Below are 3,310 nucleotides of genomic sequence, written 5' to 3' on the forward strand. Positions count from 1 at the left end.
GGGCAAGACTGTTTCTCTAGACCCACATGAATTTCGTTTTGTATAATGACACGGTACCTTTAAGGCTATAGAAGATAGGAAGTGCTCAAGGATTGACTACTCAAATGGATGCAACGAACAAGCAATCAACTTTCGCGATTTGGAACAGCTTAATTAGCAACATTGTATTGACCGTCATGAAACTTACTGTTGGTTTGCTGTTTGGCAGCCAAGTGCTTATTGCAGATGGCGTTCATAACGCAGGAGATGTATTTGCAACTGCAGCAGCATTAGTCTCAATGATGATATCAAAGCGACCGCCGGATGAGGATCATCCGTATGGACACGGAAAAGCTGAGGTTATCGGAGCAGGGATTGTAGCGGTTGTACTTGTCCTTGCTGCGCTCTATATGGGCTATCACTCCGTAATGGCAATGATGGAACCGCCACATAAAGCAACACTGCTTGTCCTCATTGCAGCAGCCATTTCACTCGTATGGAAACAGTGGCTTTATGTTTACACTATGCGAATTGGCAAAAATACGAATAGCAGCGGCTTAATCGCCACTGCATATGACCATTTAGCGGATGTATACGCATCACTGGCAGCAGTTATTGGTATTGCTCTAGCCATGTTAGGTGAACATTACAATATTCATTTTCTAAAATATGGAGATCCGTTCGCAGGAATCATTGTTGCTTATTTTGTCCTAAAGCTAGCTATTCAAATGGGAAAAACCTCTGTTGACGTATTAATGGAGAAAAATATTGATGAAGTGAGCATGGAACAAATTTCAGAGCTCGTTAAGTCGATTCCTGAAGTAAAGCGAATTGACCGAATACGGGGTAGAGAGCACGGACATTACATTATTGTTGATGTAAGGGTAGGCATACCAGCTGAATTAAGCGTACAAGAAGGCCATGACATTAGCAGAAAAATCAAACGAGTGATTCAAGCGCAAAATCCGATGGTGGAAGAGGTTCTTGTTCATTTAAATCCATGGTATATGGAAAACACTCAGAAAGAGTAAAGGTAGTTAAGCCGATACGAATGCGGAAAAACGGGTGCTGTGGCATCCGTTTTTTTGTATGTTTTTCAACAGGATAAGGATGATAGAAGAATGAATGGTTCCACTCAGCTGTATACCTAAACGCAACAAAGGCTCGCGATTAGTCGTCTATCTTGTAATTGGAATATTTAGCATTCGGAGGGTATAGATGAAGAAACAATTAAAAGGCAAAGCCGTTGTAATCATTATTTTAATTGCTTGTTGCATTCCCTTACTTTTATGTTGGGGGTTGTATATCATCCTAAGTTCTCCGACGATGCACTGATTGACTCGAGATCTGTCATGATAAATAAATGATATTTTTGAGTTCAGTAAACTTCAGTTATAGACATTCTTTATTACCCAAGCTGCGAATAAGTCGTTTATGATGTGTATTGTAGCTATCTTTATAGAAGGAGTGATGCGTTATGAGAAATGACCTGTTTCAAATCATTGATTTGTTCGAGAGGTCTATCACTTAGGGAAATCCGATAGATGGTTTTTCCTGAAATACAGGGAGGAATCCAGGAATGATTACATTAAAGGCATTAGACATTAGTAATTGGGAACAATGTGCACAGCTTAAACCAAAACCAGAGCAAGAAAAATATATCGCACCTAATATTTATTCGATTGCTGAAGTGCAATTTTTAAAAGGATTTGTAACGAGGGCGATTTACAATGATGAGGTAATGATTGGTTTTACAATGTTTGGGCTTGACCCAGACGATGGGAACTACTGGATTTATCGGTTTATGATTGATGGAGCATTTCAAGGACAAGGTCATGCTTCTAAAGCAATGCTGCTGGTTATTGATGAAATAAAAAACGCAAGTGACCGAACGGATGTTATTGTCCTTGGATATAAACCGGAAAATGAGCGAGCAAGGAAGCTTTACTCAAAAGCTGGTTTTAAAGAAGAAGGTTATGCTCCTTGGGGAGAAGTACTTGCGAAGTATAGCTTCAAGCAAGCTGTTCACAAATAACGAGAATAAAATTTCGCACAGCAAAGGCTGCCGTCCTAAACGAGACGGCAGCCTTTGCTGAGTTCATATGAAAGAATGTTTAAGAATTATGATACCTAAATCATAATATCGATATGATTATTGCGGATGGATCGTTTAATATAAGCATAGGAGTGTCGAAGCTGTAACCAGCTCTGATTTTCAAGAGGAGGAATTGTGATGTCCATGCCGACTAGCGATACATTGGCGAGAAAGAAAGTTAGAGCCATTATTACTGGTTCTACTGGAATGGTGGGAGAGGGGGTGCTCCATGAATGCCTTAATCACTCTGAAGTGGAGCAGGTATTAGTCATAAATCGCAAGCCATGTGGCGTAACCCATCCAAAACTAAAAGAAATTATATTACCGGACCTCTTTGATTTATCTAGTATTGAATCCAGGTTAAGCGGCTACAATGCCTGTTTCTTTTGTCTAGGCGTATCGTCTGTAGGTATGAAAGAGGCTGAATACAGCAGAATTACATATGATTTAACCTTATATATAGCTAATCTGCTCTCCGAATTAAACAAGGATATGACCTTTTGTTATGTAACCGCGGGAGGAACAGACAACACGGAACAGGGCAAAAGCATGTGGGCACGGGTGAAAGGGAAAACGGAAAATGATCTTTTGAAACTGCCCTTCAAAGGAGCTTATATGTTTCGACCAGGCTACATACATCCGACAAAGGGATTAAAAAACGTCCATCGCTTTTATGGGTTGTTAACTTGGCTGTACCCTGTTTTGCGGCCTATTTTTCCGAAGCATGTCATTACGTTAAGAGAACTGGGCATAGCGATGATTCATATCGTTAACGAGGGTTATGAGACTTCCATATTAGAGAGTAAAGATATGGCGAAGGCGGCTAAATTGAAATAATGCTTTATGGATGTATAAACGAGAACGAAGCTGAATACATATTGGAAAACTTCCCTTCTGGCAGCATAGAGGGAAGTTTTTTTTTGAGCTTCTATCCTAAGAGGACCTTAGGTCAGAGCAGAATAACAATATCTGTAATTGTACATACTACGCTCATCTTAGACTGGGAAACTTAGGGGAACCACCTAAAGTCTTCCGTAAGGGAGTGGAATGAAATGAAAGCCAAAGGGAAATTAGGGAAATATTTTAGAGCTGATTTGTCTTTTGTCCAAAATGACTTTTCACTTGGAAACTGGGGTGGAGAAGCGGATCAAAATCTTGAGACCACGGAAGGCGCCACAATGCCTCAGATAAGTGATTACACTCAAGATTATGGACGTCTATCCCGAAGCCTCGCTG

General features: G+C 40.3%; 4 protein-coding genes. All 4 read left to right on the forward strand.

The window, feature by feature from the left end; translation table 11 throughout:
• Positions 1-104: 104 nt before the first annotated feature.
• Positions 105-1,010 (forward strand): cation diffusion facilitator family transporter, encoded by a 906-nt coding sequence (locus AC1DSE_RS33000; protein WP_477512633.1) that lies wholly within the window; start codon positions 105-107, stop codon positions 1,008-1,010.
• Between the two features lie 548 nt (positions 1,011-1,558).
• The gene (locus tag AC1DSE_RS33005) at positions 1,559-2,014 is read left to right on the forward strand and encodes a GNAT family N-acetyltransferase (RefSeq protein ID WP_339208471.1); all 456 of its coding nucleotides are present in this window, start codon (positions 1,559-1,561) and stop codon (positions 2,012-2,014) included.
• Between the two features lie 198 nt (positions 2,015-2,212).
• Positions 2,213-2,911 carry an NAD-dependent epimerase/dehydratase family protein gene (locus AC1DSE_RS33010; protein ID WP_441882011.1) on the forward strand — a complete coding sequence of 233 codons (699 nt, stop codon included), beginning with the start codon at positions 2,213-2,215 and terminating at the stop codon, positions 2,909-2,911.
• 215 nt (positions 2,912-3,126) lie between these two features.
• The coding region (locus AC1DSE_RS33015; protein ID WP_477528897.1) for a hypothetical protein at positions 3,127-3,310 on the forward strand (184 nt) is incomplete at its 3' end.

The organism is Paenibacillus sp. 01L418 (assembly GCF_056400045.1).

What these genes read in the sequence shown, in the direction of transcription:
- AC1DSE_RS33000 (WP_477512633.1), top strand. Translation starts at nt 105, where the DNA reads ATGGATGCAACGAACAAGCAATCAACTTTCGCGATTTGGAACAGCTTA.
- AC1DSE_RS33010 (WP_441882011.1), top strand. Translation starts at nt 2,213, where the DNA reads ATGTCCATGCCGACTAGCGATACATTGGCGAGAAAGAAAGTTAGAGCC.
- AC1DSE_RS33005 (WP_339208471.1), top strand. Translation starts at nt 1,559, where the DNA reads ATGATTACATTAAAGGCATTAGACATTAGTAATTGGGAACAATGTGCA.